This is a genomic window from Bifidobacterium miconisargentati (genome assembly GCF_019331675.1).
In the GTDB taxonomy this organism is placed as follows: Bacteria; Actinomycetota; Actinomycetes; order Actinomycetales; family Bifidobacteriaceae; genus Bifidobacterium; species Bifidobacterium miconisargentati.
Window position 1 is genome coordinate 16698 of record NZ_JAHBBJ010000010.1, and the last position, 13840, is coordinate 30537.

At 66.7% G+C, this 13840-nt stretch carries 9 protein-coding genes; 7 read left to right on the top strand and 2 right to left on the bottom strand.

The window, feature by feature from the left end; all coding sequences use genetic code 11:
* The first annotated feature begins 68 nt into the window (after positions 1–68).
* The 3 genes from KIH81_RS07295 (at position 69) to KIH81_RS07305 (ending at position 4530) form a co-directional block, all read left to right on the top strand.
* On the top strand, positions 69–1541 hold the full coding sequence (locus tag KIH81_RS07295; protein WP_214304763.1) for a S10 family serine carboxypeptidase-like protein: 1473 nt from the start codon (positions 69–71) through the stop codon (positions 1539–1541).
* 242 nt (positions 1542–1783) lie between these two features.
* Positions 1784–2905: a histidinol-phosphate transaminase gene (hisC, locus tag KIH81_RS07300; protein WP_214304764.1), complete on the top strand. Its 1122-nt coding sequence runs from the start codon at positions 1784–1786 to the stop codon at positions 2903–2905.
* An 86-nt stretch (positions 2906–2991) separates the two neighbouring features.
* Positions 2992–4530, top strand: a complete 1539-nt coding sequence (locus tag KIH81_RS07305) for a S10 family peptidase (RefSeq protein WP_214304765.1) — start codon at positions 2992–2994, stop codon at positions 4528–4530.
* A gap of 15 nt (positions 4531–4545) precedes the next feature.
* On the opposite strand, the gene KIH81_RS07310 is transcribed toward KIH81_RS07305, so the two are convergent.
* Positions 4546–5223 carry a FadR/GntR family transcriptional regulator gene (locus KIH81_RS07310; protein WP_214304766.1) on the bottom strand — a complete coding sequence of 226 codons (678 nt, stop codon included), beginning with the start codon at positions 5221–5223 and terminating at the stop codon, positions 4546–4548.
* Positions 5224–5412: 189 nt separating this feature from the next.
* Between KIH81_RS07310 and KIH81_RS07315 the strand changes: the two genes are divergently transcribed.
* Positions 5413–7095, top strand: a complete 1683-nt coding sequence (locus tag KIH81_RS07315) for a thiamine pyrophosphate-dependent enzyme (RefSeq protein ID WP_214304767.1) — start codon at positions 5413–5415, stop codon at positions 7093–7095.
* Between the two features lie 206 nt (positions 7096–7301).
* Here the strand turns inward: KIH81_RS07315 and KIH81_RS07320 are convergent, their stop codons facing one another.
* Positions 7302–8228 carry an AEC family transporter gene (locus tag KIH81_RS07320; RefSeq protein WP_214304768.1) on the bottom strand — a complete coding sequence of 309 codons (927 nt, stop codon included), beginning with the start codon at positions 8226–8228 and terminating at the stop codon, positions 7302–7304.
* A 336-nt stretch (positions 8229–8564) separates the two neighbouring features.
* Here KIH81_RS07320 and clpB point away from each other — a divergent pair, with 336 nt between their 5' ends.
* The 3 genes from clpB to KIH81_RS07335 all read left to right on the top strand — a co-directional run bounded on the left by clpB (position 8565) and on the right by KIH81_RS07335 (position 13769).
* A complete protein-coding gene (gene clpB, locus KIH81_RS07325) occupies positions 8565–11234 on the top strand; it encodes an ATP-dependent chaperone ClpB (RefSeq protein ID WP_214304769.1) in 2670 nt (889 codons plus the stop codon).
* 205 nt (positions 11235–11439) lie between these two features.
* Positions 11440–12480 carry a tRNA glutamyl-Q(34) synthetase GluQRS gene (gluQRS, locus tag KIH81_RS07330; RefSeq protein WP_214304770.1) on the top strand — a complete coding sequence of 347 codons (1041 nt, stop codon included), beginning with the start codon at positions 11440–11442 and terminating at the stop codon, positions 12478–12480.
* A gap of 182 nt (positions 12481–12662) precedes the next feature.
* On the top strand, positions 12663–13769 hold the full coding sequence (locus KIH81_RS07335; protein ID WP_214304771.1) for a glycerophosphodiester phosphodiesterase family protein: 1107 nt from the start codon (positions 12663–12665) through the stop codon (positions 13767–13769).
* The last annotated feature ends 71 nt before the right edge of the window (positions 13770–13840 follow it).

Below are 13840 nucleotides of genomic sequence, written 5' to 3' on the forward strand. Positions count from 1 at the left end.
AAGCGTAATACGTACGACGCGCGGCAGCGAACGAAACGAACAACGGAATCAACGGAAATGAGGTAACGATGAGCGACGATTCCCGCCACCAGCCGGGCCCGGCCATGCCCGACGTGGACCAGGCGAAAACGTTGACATTCACCAACGAAGCCGGCGAACAGGTGGACTACGAGGCCCGCGTGCGCCTGATCGACGTGCCGCGTTCGGACGAGGACCGCCGGCCGGTGGGCCGCATGTCCGTCACGTCGTTCGTGCGACTGTTCGACGGCTCGCCCGACCCCGCACGCCCGGTGATGGCGCTGTTCAACGGCGGCCCGATCGTGGCCAGCACCGCGCTGCTGCTGTCCGGCATCGGCCCGAAGCGCGCCGCGTTCAGCGACGACCTCGACGCGCCGTTGCGCGACTCCTATCACCTCGTGGACAGCCCGTCCTCGCTGCTGACGGACTGCGACCTCATCGTCATGGACGCCATCGGCTGCGGCTACGGCCGGTACGAGTCGGACGTGGACGTGGAATCCAAGTACACGGCCCGCGAGGACGCCCGCCAGTTCGCCGAGGCGGCCGCCCGTTGGATGGTGCTGGAAGGCCGCGAGGCCTCGCCGCTGTACATCCTCGGCGAAAGCTACGGCACCGTGCGCGCCCCGCTCATGGCCAAGGCCATGCTGGAGCTCGCGGACACGCAGATCGCGCCCGCCGGCGTGGTACTCATGGGCACCACCACGAACATCCAGGAGGTCCACGACCGCCTGCGTTCGGTGGTGGCCCCGGCCAGCTCGCTGCCACTGATGGCCGCGGTCGCCTGGTACCACAAGCGCGGCTCGCTGGACGCCAAGGACTGGCGCGAGGCGGTGGACAAGGCGCGCGAATACGCCTACGGGCCGTACCTGAGCGCCCTGTACGCCGGCTCCCGACTGCCGCAGGCCCGGCGCGAGGCCGTGGCCGCCGAACTCGAACGATTCACCGGCGTCAAGGCCGCCGCATGGCTCAAGAACCGTCTCAACATCTCCAAGGACCGCTTCCGCTCGATGCTGCTGGAGGACGAAGGCAAGGTCGTGGGTGTGTACGACGCCCGGTATGCCGCGCCCGCCTCGCCGATCTACCAGGTCGACCCGTCCGACAGCCGCGTGGGCCCGGTGCTGGCCGTCTGCGCGCACCGCTTCTACAACGACCTGCTCGGCGTGGACCGTGCGCTCACGCGCGTGGAGGCCCCCGGCGACGTCTGGTCCTCCTGGGACTGGAGCGTGGGCGGCCCCTCCGATTCCGTGCCGGAAGGCGCCAAGAAGTCGCCGTTCGACGAGTTCGACTACGCGGGAGCGTTGGAATACTGCCTGCAGCAGGTCGCCGGCTTCCGTCTCATGGTGGCCAACGGCTGCTACGACACCATCACCACGGTCGGCGCCTCGGACGCGCTCATCGCCTCGATGGACGCTCCGGAGGGCAGTGTGACGCAGCGCATCTACCCGGCCGGACACATGACGTACACCGACCGCGAATCCGGCGTGGCGCTGAACCACGACCTCGCCGCGTTCGTCAAGGACTGACATTACTTGGCTCCCCTCTCTGAGGACATTGCCGTGAGGCAAACAGCAGAGCTGTTTGTAGGCAATGTGCGAGACGACAGTCGAGCCAGAAAAACACGAACGAAGTTCGTCCTTAATTGCAGGATGAGCTGTCGAGCGATGCGAGACTGAGGGGAGTTCCTTGCGTAACGAGACTCCCCTCAGTCCGCTTCGCGGCCAGCTCCCCTCAGCGAGGGGAGCCGATACTAAGGAAAGGAATCATCATGACCAACACCGAAGGCATCGCCGCTTTCCGTCACAGGGAGGACCTCGCGTCCATCCCGGTCTACCGTCAGGGCAAGCCCGCGCCGACCGACCGTCGCGCGTTCAAGCTCTCCAGCAATGAGAACCCGTACGGCCCGCTGCCGTCCGTGATCGAGGCGATTGATAAGTCCGCCCTGACCTCGATGAACCGTTACCCGGACATGCACGGCTGGAAGGTGGTCGAGCGTCTCGCCAAGCGCTACGACGTCGACCCGGCCTCCATCATCCTGGGCGCCGGCTCCTCCGAGATCATCACCGAGCTCGTGGACGCCCTGACCGGTCCCGGCACCGAGGTCATCTACCCGTGGCGCAGCTTCGAGGCGTACCCGATCATCGTGCGCGGTGCCGGCGCCACCCCGGTCGAGGTGCCGCTGACCGCCGACCTGCGCCACGACATCCCCGCGATGATCGCCGCCGTGACCGACCGCACGCGCCTGATCATCGTGAACAACCCGAACAACCCCACCAGCACCACGGTCTCGCGCGAGGAGGCCGAACAGCTCATGGAGGCCGTGCCGAAGGACGTGGTGGTGCTCTTCGACGAGGCCTACTACCAGTTCAACACCGACCCGGACACCGAAGTGGCCATGGACCTCTTCCGCAAGTACCCGAACGTGGTGGTGGCCCACACCTTCTCCAAGGCGTACGGCCTGGCAGGCTTGCGCATCGGCTTCGGCATCGGCCCGGTGCCGGTCATCAACGAGATGAGCAAGGTGGCCCTGCCGTTCGCCGTCTCCGACGTGGCCCAGACCGCCGCGATCGCCTCCCTGGACGCCCAGGACGAGCTTGACGTGCGCGTCCAGGATCTCATCGCCGAGCGCTCCCGCATCATCGAGACGCTTGAGGCGCAGGGCTGGCACGTGCCGCCCTCGGGCGCGAACTACTTCTGGCTGCAGCTGGGCGACCTCACCGACGCCGTGGCCGAGAAGCTCACCGAGGCCGGCGTCATCGCCCGCGTGTTCTCCGGCTGCGGCATCCGCATCTCCATCGGCACGCACGAGGCCAACGATCTGGTCATCGAGACCTGCGCGAACGTTATCAAGGAGCTGCCGGCCGCCGCGGAACAGTGGGGTGCCCAGTGAGCGGGGCGGGGGAGGAATCCCGCGGAACCTGCGGATGTGCCTGTGATAAGGGCTGTGCGGGTGAGCCGATTGCAGCCGCCGCTTCGGTGACGTCTGCGCCGGTCGTTGCGACCGGCGCTGCGCCGGCTGTCGCGGCAAACGCCGCCCCGGAAGGCTTCGTCGCCCACCCGACCCCGGCCGCGCGCAAGCTGGTCTGGGCGGACGGCCAATCGTCCATCGACTACACCGCTACCGCAGGCCATCTCGACATCCGGGAGAACGATGGCAGCCCGATCGCCTCGCTGTTCGTCATCTCGTACGTGGCCGACGCCGTCTCCGGCGACGCGACCCCGGCCGGGCCGGACCGCCCGGTGACGTTCCTGTTCAACGGCGGCCCCGGTTCCTCCAGCGTGTGGCTCAACACCGGCGGCTTCGGTCCGAAGAAGGCCCCCTCGATGGCCCCGCTGCCCTCCGGCGCCGCGCCGTACCCCATCGAGGACAACCCGTACACGCTGCTGCGCCGCTCCGACCTGGTGTTCATCGACGCCCCGGAGACCGGCTGGTCCGCCATGGCTCCCGGCGTGCCCACCTCCCGCGCGTGGGGCGTGGATCAGGATGCGGACGTGTTCTGCCGCGCCGTGGTGGACTGGATCGCCGCGAACGGCCGCTGGAACGCGCCGAAGTACCTGTTCGGCGAATCCTACGCCACCACCCGCGTGGCGGTCATGGCCAACATGATCCAGAACCGCTGCATCGACCTGAACGGCGTGGTCATGCTCTCCAACCTGCTCGACTGGGCGGGCGACCAGGCCGGTTCGGACGCCGGATACATCAACCTCATCCCCTCGTACGCGGCCGCCGCGGCCTACCACAAGGCGCTCGCGGGCGGTGCGGACGCGGCGGAGGCCAACGCCGCCGTGACCGACGACCTGATGCGGCGTGCCGAGGACTTCGCGTTGGGCGACTACGCCGCCGCGCTGGTTCAGGGCGACCGTCTGCCGGCCGCCCGCGAACGCGAGGTGGCCGAACGCCTGTCCGAGCTGATCGGCGTGGACGCCGGCGTACTGCTGCGCCGTCACCTGCGGCTTGACATGGAGGACTTCCGTGCCGCGCTGCGTGCCGACGAAGGCAAGATGATCGGCCGTTTCGACGCCCGGTTCGTGGCGGACAACGACTACGTGGTGGGCTCCGGCGGCGCCGACCCGGCCACCAACGACGCTGCCACCGCCGGCGTGAACTCCGCGGAGACCTGCGCCTTCCGCGCCGTCGTGCGCGAGATCGGATACGAGTGGAACCGCCCGTATCTGGTGCTCAACAACATGCAGGTGGAGCCGAACTGGAACTGGATGCATCGGGCTCCCGCGGTGGACGAGCCGATGAACTGCCCGAACACGGCCCTGGACCTCTCCGCGGCCATGCGGCGCAACCCACTGCTCAAGGTGGCGGTGATGGGCGGCAAGTACGACCTTGCCTGCCCGTACCTCTCGGCCCGCAACGACATCGCGCACCTGTTCCTGGCCCCGCGGCTCAAGTTGAACATCTCCTACGGCCTGTACGCCACCGGCCACATGGCCTACGTGGACGCCGCCGCGCTCGCCGCGATGGACGCCGATCTGACCGCCTTCTACCGCGACGGACGGTTCTAGCGGGCTAACGGACCGTCACGCCTTGACCATGCGGTGATCGTGCAGGACGGCGTCCACACGGTCATCCGCACGGTCGGCGATGACGTCGATGAGCGCCAGATGAATCTTCAGACGGTCGTCGCTGTCCGGCACGAAGCCGGTGACGCCCAGCGTGGGATCCGCGCCTTCGGCCAAAATGTAATCCACGAGGTTCTGGTAGAAGCTGCGCAGCATGAGGTTCGGCGTGATGTCCGCGATGCGCCGGTGCAGCTGCCAGTTCAGCTCCTCGCTGGCCGGCGTATGCCACTGGCTGATGAGCGGTTCGCGCATGGCGTTCAAGTCGGCCACGTCCTGTTCGGTGCGGCAGCGGACCGCGTCGTGCATGACCTGCGTATCCAGTCCGTCCAGCACCTCCACCGCATTGTTCACGTCGATTTTGCGCTGTGATTTCAGGTCCACGATCTCCATGGCGAGACGCGACAGCGGCGGCTGATCGGCCACGAAGATGCCGCCCTTGGGGCCGGGCTTGACGATGACGATCCGCCGTTCGCGCAGGATGCGCAGCGCTTCGTTCAGGGTGGCGGGGGCCACGTTGAACTGCTGCAGCAGCTCGGTCTTGGTGCCGATGCGGCGGCCCGCCGGCAGGTGCCGCGCGCGGATGTCCTCCTCGATGGCGTCGGCCACGGTGCCGGATACCGATTGCGTGACGGTCATATTCCCCTCCTTGACCGGGCGTCGATGACATGACGGCCTTCCCAGCGTACCGCCTTCCGCGCGTGCGCGACACATGCTGGATGGCCCGACCGGCCCGTAACCTTATTCGTAATAATCATTATTATAGTTACTCGGTGTATGTTACCGGACGATCGCATCGTCCGAAAAACACTTGATTGAGGAGGATCGATGACCAGATTCACCACCGGCGGCGACGCCCTCGCCGAATCCCTGATCGCCCAAGGCGTGGATACCATCTTCGGCATCCCCGGCGTGCAGCTGGACGCCGCCTGCGACGCGCTCTACTACCGCAAGAGCCAAATCCATTACATCTGCGCCCGCAACGAACAGGCCGTGACCTACATGGCGGACGGCTACGCTCGCAGCTCCGGCCGCGAGGGCGTGGGCATGGTGGTGCCCGGCCCGGGCGTGCTCAACGCGCTCGCCGGCCTGGCCACCGCATACTCCACCAACTCGCGCGTGCTGCTCATCTGCGGTCAGGTGGACAAGTGCCAGATCGGCAAGGGCGACGGCGTGCTCCACGAGCTGCCCGACCAGACCGGCATCATCGCCCGCCTGTGCAAGTGGCATGCGCTGGCCGAGAACGCCGAGGACATCCCCGGACTGGTTGCCGAGGCGTTCCGCCAGTTGCGCAGCGGCCGTCCGCGTCCGGTGGTGCTCGAGATTCCGCCGGACGTGCTCGCCGCGCCGATTCCGGCCGACCTTGCGATTCCGCCGTACGTCGAGCCCATGCCGGTGCAGCCGGATGCGGATGTGCTCAAGCAGGCCGCGGAGCGCATCGCCAAGGCCGAGCGTCCGCTGATCTACGCGGGCGGTGGCGTGCGCGCAGCCGGCGCTTCCGGGGAACTGACCGCGCTGGCCCATCTGCTGGGCGCCCCTGTGGTGGTCACCGAAAACGGCCGCGGCGACATCGACGCCGACGACCCGCTGGCCTTCGACCAGGTGGTCTTCCGCAAGCTGCGCGAGACCGCCGACCTCATCATCGCGGTCGGCTCGCGCTTCGTGGGCAGCTTCGGCGGCGAACTCAACGTGAACGACGTGCCGTACATCTGCATCAACGCGGACGAGGCGGACCTGACCGGCCCTCGTCACCCCGAAATCGCCGTGTACGCGGACGCCAAGCCCGCACTGGCGGGGCTCATCACCCTGCTCGGCCCGGACGGCCTCGACTACCAGCCGGGCGACCGGGCCGCGGAAATCGCCGCCGCCCGCGACTGGAGCGACAAGACCCTCGCCCAGCTCGACCCACAGCGCGAATACCTCAACGTCATCGGCCGCGTGCTCGGCAAGGACGGCGTGTTCGTCAGCGAATACACGCAGATCGGCTATGCGGCCGCCATCTGCATGCCGCGTCACAGCCCCGAGACCTACATCGGCCCCGGCTACGAGGGCACGCTCGGCTTCGGCTTCGCCACCTCGCTCGGCGTGCAGGCCGCGGCCCCGGACCGCCGTGTGGTCTCCGTGAACGGCGATGGCGGCTTCTCCTGGACCATGCAGGAGCTGTCCACCATGCGCCGCTTCGGTCTGGCCGTGGCGACCGTGGTGTTCAACGACGGCTATTACGGCAACGTGCGCCGCATCCAGAACGGCAACTACGGCGGCCGCGTGTTCTCCTCCGACCTCACGGACCCGGATTACATGAAGCTCGCCGAGGCGTTCGGCATCGCCCACGCGCGCGTCTTCGACCCGGAGGAGCTGGGCCGTGAACTGGAGAAGGCGCTCGCCAGCCGCACGCCCACGCTCATCGAGGTGCCGGTGGCGAACTTCCCCTCGCCGTGGAACCTCGTGCACGAAGGCATCCCGACCCCGCCGGCCCTGCCGCCGCACGCCGACCGCGTGCCGCGCGAGTAAACGACGCCGTGAAGCGGACAGTCCGGCGGTCCGTCCGGCTTCATGGCGTGCGAGGCGACAGGCCGGCAGAATGCGGGCGTAAGCCCGTCCGTGGTTGCTGCCGGGCTGTCACTGTAGGCGACTGAGGGAGAATCTGCCGGAATGCGCTGCGACTCCCCTCAGTCTCACTTCGTTCGACAGCTCCCCTCGGCGAGGGGAGCCGAGAGTCAGCTCGGCAACACGGCGTGCAGTGCGGTCATCACCACGAGGCTGATAATCGCCGTCACGGTCAGGGAGAAGCCGGCGAGCTTGGCGTTGCCGGTGAGCGAGTCGGTGAACTTGGTGGAGAAGATCGTGATCGGGGCGAAGGCGCCCAGCACGATGATCTCCCTGATGCGCATGCTGAATGGCAGCAGGAACCATGCGGCCACAGCGATGATCACGCCGAACACCGCACGCCAGCCGATCACTTTGAGCAGTTCCATGCGATCCTTGCGATTGTCCGGAATCTCCATCATCAGGCCGATCATGGCCATCGCACAGAAGGCGTTCGCGTTGGCGAACGGGGTGATCAGCGTCACGATGGGCTGCGGAATCGTGATGTGCAGGAACATGAACACCAGCATCAGCATGTAGATGTCGAACGAAATCGAGCCCAGGAAATCACGCGCGATGTTGCGTAGGCGCAGGCTCAACGGCAACGACTTGAAGTTCTCGTCCATCTTCAGTAGCGTGCGGGTGATGGTCAGGGAACCGGCCGTGGCCACCGTGGCGTTGCCGATATCCAGCATGATGATGGGCAGGCCGGCCGAGGCGCCCATGAACGTCTGCACCACCGGCAGGCAGAACGCGCCCAGGTTCAGGCCCGAGGCGTTGAGCATCTGGAAGGCGCGGTAGTTCTTCTCGTCGCCGCGCGAGCCGAGATAGACGATGAACAGCGGGATCGCGCACGCGAAGAAGCCGAACAGCACGATCCACAGCATGCGCATGTCGTGCTTGTTGGTGGCGAACGAGAGGATGATCGCGCACGGCAGCGTGAGGTTGAACACCAGTCCCTGCGCCACCTTGTAGTCGCGCTCGCCGAAGATATGCAGGTGCTTGAGTAGGTAGGGGACGATGATGGCGAGCAGCAGCGCGCCGGATTGGAAAATCATGATGTGCTTCTCTCTGTCTCGCCCGTCGGCGAAGGCCGCTGGTTGCACAGTCTAGGAGCGGGCGTGCATGATGCGCCCGTCGCGCTCACGTGGTGGCTGCTCGGAATGGCGGCGACGATGGGACTCGGGGCCGCCGCTACAGCCGCGATGCAAAACTTGAGTCACCCTCGCTCAACTTTTGGGAATAGAATGGGCGGCAGACGGGTTGAACCAATCAGAACATGACACGAATACCCGTGAGGGCGCGTGGTCGGGTTCGGCCGGGCCGCAAGGTCCGGCAATCCGGCCGCACGGCCCCGTGAACGGGCATACAAGAAGACTTTGGAGGAACACATCATGGAACAGAAGTTCACCACCATGGCCCAAGAGGCCGTCGGCGACGCCATTCAGAGTGCGTCCGCCGCAGGAAACGCGCAGGTTGAGACCCTGCATGTGATGGATGCGCTGCTGCGCCAGGAGAACGGCGTGGTGCGCTCGCTCATCGAGGCCGCGGGCGGCAACGCGCAGGCCATCGGCGCCGCCGTGCGCAACGCCTTGGTCGCGCTGCCCAGCGCCTCCGGCTCCACCACCTCGCAGCCGCAGGCCAGCCGTCAGCTGACCGCCGCCATCGCGCAGGCCGAGAAGGAAATGCAGGCCATGGGCGACGAATACGTCTCCACCGAGCACCTGCTCATCGGCATCGCGGCCAGCAAGCCGAACCAGTCGGCCGAGATCCTGGAGAAGAACGGCGTCACCGCGGCGGCCCTGCGCAAGGCTGTGCCGAGCGTGCGCGGCGGTGCCAAGGTGACCAGTCCGGACGCGGAAGGCTCGTACAAGGCCCTGGAGAAGTACTCCACGGACCTGACCGCCGCCGCCAAGGAAGGCAAGCTTGACCCGGTGATCGGCCGTGACCAGGAGATCCGCCGTGTGATCCAGATCCTGTCCCGTCGTACCAAGAACAACCCGGTGCTGATTGGCGAGCCCGGCGTGGGCAAGACCGCCGTCGTGGAGGGCCTGGCCCAGCGTATCGTGGCGGGCGACGTGCCCACCACCCTGCAGGGCAAGAAGCTTATCAGCCTTGACCTGGGCTCGATGGTTGCCGGCTCGAAGTACCGTGGCGAGTTCGAGGAGCGCCTGAAGGCCGTCCTCAACGAGATCAAGAACGCCAACGGCCAGATCATCACGTTCATCGATGAGATCCACACCATCGTGGGCGCGGGTGCCGCCGAAGGCTCCATGGACGCCGGCAACATGCTCAAGCCGATGCTGGCCCGTGGCGAACTGCGCCTGATTGGCGCGACCACCCTGGACGAGTACCGCGAAAACATCGAGAAGGACCCGGCGCTGGAGCGTCGTTTCCAGCAGGTGTACGTGGGCGAGCCGTCCGTGGAGGACACCATCGCCATCCTGCGTGGCCTGAAGCAGCGTTACGAGGCGCACCACAAGGTCACGATCGGCGACGACGCGCTGGTCGCGGCCGCCACCCTGTCCAACCGGTACATCTCTGGCCGTCAGCTGCCCGACAAGGCCATCGATCTGGTCGATGAGGCCGCCGCGCACCTGCGTATGGAGCTCGATTCCTCCCCGGAGGAGATCGATGAGCTGCAGCGCAAGGTGACCCGTCTCGAGATGGAGGAGATGCAGCTCAAGAAGGCCGAGGATCCGGCATCCAAGGAACGCTTGGGCAAGCTGCAGGCCGAACTCGCGGACACCCGTGAGAAGCTCAGCGGCCTCAAGGCGCGTTGGGATGCGGAGCAGGCCGGCCATAACAAGGTGGGCGAGCTGCGCGCCAAGCTCGATGACCTGCGCGTGCAGGCGGACAAGTTCACCCGCGAGGGCAACCTGGCCGAAGCCTCGAGGATTCTCTACGGCGAGATTCCGTCGATTCAGAAGGAACTCTCCGCCGCCGAGAACGCGGACGCCGAGTCCAAGGACACCGGTTCCGCCGACCCGGCCAACGAGCCGATGGTTCCGGATCGCGTGGACGCCGACTCCGTGGCCGAGATCGTCTCCGACTGGACCGGCATCCCCGTCGGCCGCTTGATGCAGGGCGAGAACGAGAAGCTCCTGCACATGGAGGACTACCTCGGCAAGCGCGTGATCGGTCAGAAGGAGGCCATCCAGGCCGTGTCCGACGCCGTGCGCCGCTCGCGTGCCGGCATCTCCGACCCGAACCGCCCGACCGGCTCGTTCCTGTTCCTCGGCCCCACCGGCGTGGGCAAGACCGAGCTCGCCAAGGCGCTCGCGGACTTCCTGTTCGACGACGAGAAGGCCATGGTGCGCATCGACATGTCCGAGTACATGGAGAAGGCGTCCGTGTCCCGCCTGATCGGCGCGGCCCCCGGCTACGTGGGCTACGAGCAGGGCGGCCAGCTGACCGAGGCCGTGCGTCGTCGTCCGTATTCCGTGGTGCTGTTCGACGAGGTCGAGAAGGCCAACCCCGAGATCTTCGACGTGCTGCTGCAGGTGCTCGATGACGGCCGTCTGACCGATGGCCAGGGCAGGACCGTGGACTTCAAGAACACGATTCTGATCATGACCTCCAACCTCGGCTCGCAGTTCCTGGTGAACGAGGACATGGATCCGGACGCCAAGAAGAAGGCCGTGATGGACGCGGTCCACATGAACTTCAAGCCGGAGTTCCTGAATCGTCTGGACGACATCGTCATGTTCCACCCGCTCACCCGCGAGGAGCTGGGCGGCATCGTGGACATCCAGGTCAAGTCCGTGGCCCAGCGCCTGACCGACCGTCGCATCACGCTCGACGTGACCGACTCCGCCCGCGAGTGGCTGGCCAACACCGGCTACGACCCGGCCTATGGCGCCCGTCCGCTGCGCCGCCTGGTGCAGACCGAGGTGGGCGACCAGCTGGCCCGCATGCTGCTGGCCGGCAAGGTCCACGACGGCGACACCGTGCTGGTCGACCAGACCGGCGGCGAGCATCTGGAGCTCTCCGCCTGGGCGAGCGACCAGATCGTCGGCGACGACCCGGACGTGAACGTGGACAACGTCACCGCCGACAAGTGACGGTGATTGCGCCGGCTCGATTGACGTCGATGCCGGTATGAACCCCGAAAATGGTGGTTGCGGATTCCCGCAGCCACCATTTTTTGTTGGCCAAGAACAAGGGTCATGCCAATCTTGATTGGACAGGGGCCAGGCTTTCCGTGCGGTACATGTCGGTGAATACTGTGTCAGGAAGCTGCGAACGTTACACACGAAAGGGAAAGCCATGACCGGACGATTCGCGCCCACGCCGTCGGGACGCATGCACATCGGCAACGTGTACGCCATGCTGGGCGCGTGGCTGTCCGCCCGTGCGCGCGGCGAACGTATGCTGTTGCGCATCGAGGACGTGGACAAGCCGCGCGTGATCGCCGGTGCCGACCGGCTCATGATGGACGACCTGCACTGGCTCGGCCTCGACTGGGACAACGCCGAACCCATGTTCCAATCCCGCCGCACTGAACGCTATGAGTACGCGCTCGAATGCCTGCGCTCGGCCGGCGTGGTCTACCCGTGCTTCTGCTCGCGTGCGGACATCCGCGCCGCCTCGGCCCCCAACGAGGGCGACGGATTCATGGTCTATCCCGGCACCTGCCGCCGCTTGCTGCGTGACCACCCCGACGAGGTTCGCGAGCGACTGGCCCACGGCGACCGGCACTCCCTGCGCATCGCCATGCCCGAGGCGGGGGAGGAGGCGGATGAGGAAACCGTCGCCCGATTTGACGATTGCGTCTACGGCCCGCAACGCTACGATCTACCTCGCGAGGTGGGTGATTCGGTGATCCGCCGGGCCGATGGCCTGTTCGGCTACCAGTTGGTCGTCGTGGTCGACGATTTGGACATGGGCGTCGATGACATCGTTCGCGGCCGTGACCTGCTGCGATCCACCGCCCTGCAGATGTGGATTCGACGGTGCCTGCTCGCCGGCGGCTTCGAGCCGGAATGCGATGACGCGCCGGCCCACCGGCAGTCCCCAATCAGCCCCACCTACGCGCACCTGCCGCTTATCGACAACGCGGCCGGCCGTCGCCTCGCCAAACGCGAACGTTCGCTGGATCTGGGCGCCCTGCGCGCCCGCGGCGTCACCCCCGAACAGATCATCGGCTACTGCGCCTGGTTGCTGCGCGCGAAACCCACGCCCGAACCGTGCCGGGCCGACGAACTGCTGGACGGTTTCAGCTGGGCGCCGCTACGCGCCGACCACCCCGACCGGGCGCTCGACCCGGTAGCTCCCACCACTCCGGATTGGCTGGCATCCGCGTTGTGACGCAATTGGGCCGCGTCCGGCACGCCGGATATGCGATGCCGACGGAGGTCAATGGAGGCCAACGGAATCGCGATCATCGTCTCCCTGATCGGCGTCCGAATTCATCGAACGTTCATGGACTTCGCATGCCGGTGAATAGGGGAGCGGCGGTAATCTGATACCACCGCAACGGAAGGATCGTAATGTCGAAATTCTTGAGGAATGCGGCTCTGGCCGGCGTCGCCGCCGCAGGTGCCGCCGTGTGGGCCCTCGCCCCGCGCACGTTCAATGACAAACGCCGCAACTTCGTGCCCTCCATCCCGGACGTCTGGTACGCGCACCGTGGCCTGCACGACGCCGGTTCCGGCCTGGTCAGCGCCGATGATCTGGAGTCGTACGGCGGCGACAACCCGGTCAGCGCGCAGGCCGACTCCACCGCCCTCTCCATGGCCGAGAACAAGGAATACGTGGCGCTCGCCCGCGAGATGGCGCTCAAGGCCGGCTACGGTTCGGCCGACGTGACCGGCCCGCTCGCCCCCGAGAACTCGCTGGCCGCCTTCGCCGCCGCCTGCGAGGCCGGCTACGGCATCGAACTCGATTTGCAGCTCACGCTCGACGGTCAGGTGGTCGTGGTCCATGACGCCGACCTGATGCGTGTGGCCGGCGATCCGCGCCGCATCGAGGACCTGACCTACGACGAGCTGACCCGCATCCCGCTCTTCCCGAACGGCAAACCCGGCGATCTCAAGGCCGCGCCGCTGCCGGGTGCCGAGCAGAACCCGCCGCTGGTGGTCACGCCGTCCGCCGCGCCCGAAGGCTACTACCAGCACGTGCCGCTGTTCTCCGATGTGCTGGCCGTGGTGGCCGGCCGTGCGCCGCTCATCGTGGAGTACAAGTTCAGCGACAACGCCGCCTGGAACGCGCGCACCGAGGAGCTGATGGAGAAGGGCCATGCCCTGCTCGCCGATTATGACGGCCCGTACGTCATTGAATCCTTCCACCCGGGCGCGGTGAACTGGTACAAGGAACACCACCCCGAGGTGTGCCGCGGTCAGTTGAGCTGGCCGGCCAAGCTGCAGGAGAACGGTCCCGCCGAATGGGCCGCCGGCCTGCTGGCGTTCGATTGGCTGTCCCGCCCCGATTTCGTGGCCTACGACTGGACGGGCGGCTCCTCGCCGCAGGTCCGTCTGGCCCGTTCGATGGGTGCGACCGCGGTCTCGTGGACCGTGCGCAGCTCCGACGAGCTCGCCAAGTGCGACCGGTACTTCGACCGCCACATCTTCGAGGCGTTCGTGCCCGACGCGCAGTGACATGAACGTCCCCATGGTGAGCATCCCATGGTGTAGGGAATTGCGCATGGTGTAGTAAAAGTCCCATGATG

Bases quoted from the DNA above. Each gene is read 5' to 3' on its own strand.
- KIH81_RS07295 (WP_214304763.1), top strand. From the start codon at position 69: ATGAGCGACGATTCCCGCCACCAGCCGGGCCCGGCCATGCCCGACGTG.
- hisC (WP_214304764.1), top strand. From the start codon at position 1,784: ATGACCAACACCGAAGGCATCGCCGCTTTCCGTCACAGGGAGGACCTC.
- KIH81_RS07310 (WP_214304766.1), bottom strand. From the start codon at position 5,223: ATGACCGTCACGCAATCGGTATCCGGCACCGTGGCCGACGCCATCGAG.
- KIH81_RS07315 (WP_214304767.1), top strand. From the start codon at position 5,413: ATGACCAGATTCACCACCGGCGGCGACGCCCTCGCCGAATCCCTGATC.
- KIH81_RS07320 (WP_214304768.1), bottom strand. From the start codon at position 8,228: ATGATTTTCCAATCCGGCGCGCTGCTGCTCGCCATCATCGTCCCCTAC.
- clpB (WP_214304769.1), top strand. From the start codon at position 8,565: ATGGAACAGAAGTTCACCACCATGGCCCAAGAGGCCGTCGGCGACGCC.
- gluQRS (WP_214304770.1), top strand. From the start codon at position 11,440: ATGACCGGACGATTCGCGCCCACGCCGTCGGGACGCATGCACATCGGC.
- KIH81_RS07335 (WP_214304771.1), top strand. From the start codon at position 12,663: ATGTCGAAATTCTTGAGGAATGCGGCTCTGGCCGGCGTCGCCGCCGCA.